This is a genomic window from Streptomyces scopuliridis RB72, assembly GCF_000718095.1.
Lineage (GTDB): Bacteria > Actinomycetota > Actinomycetes > Streptomycetales > Streptomycetaceae > Streptomyces > Streptomyces scopuliridis.
The window spans coordinates 1-238 of the sequence record NZ_JOEI01000108.1; the positions used below are offsets into that span (position 1 = coordinate 1).

Below are 238 nucleotides of genomic sequence, written 5' to 3' on the forward strand. Positions count from 1 at the left end.
CTGCACCGTGGCCTGTTCCACCGGGGCGCCAAGATCCGGATCGTCGCCCTGTCCGCGCGGCTCGCCGAAATCGGTCTGGTCTTCCTCGCCCTCGCCCTCAACGGCGTTGTTCTACTCCCCATGGATGTTGTCCTCGGCCTGACCGCCGCCGTCACGATCACGGCTGCCACACTCACCATGTTCACCGGCCTGTGGTTCATCCTCCCGAGGGCACTACGCCGCCCAAACCCATGACCCG

General features: G+C 66.4%; 1 protein-coding gene. It reads left to right on the top strand.

Features of this window, described 5'->3' with window-relative positions; all coding sequences use genetic code 11:
* Positions 1–234, top strand: a 234-nt coding sequence (locus tag IF11_RS0136195) for a DUF6328 family protein (RefSeq protein ID WP_037729561.1), incomplete at its 5' end; no start/stop codon positions are given.
* Positions 235–238: the final 4 nt, after the last annotated feature.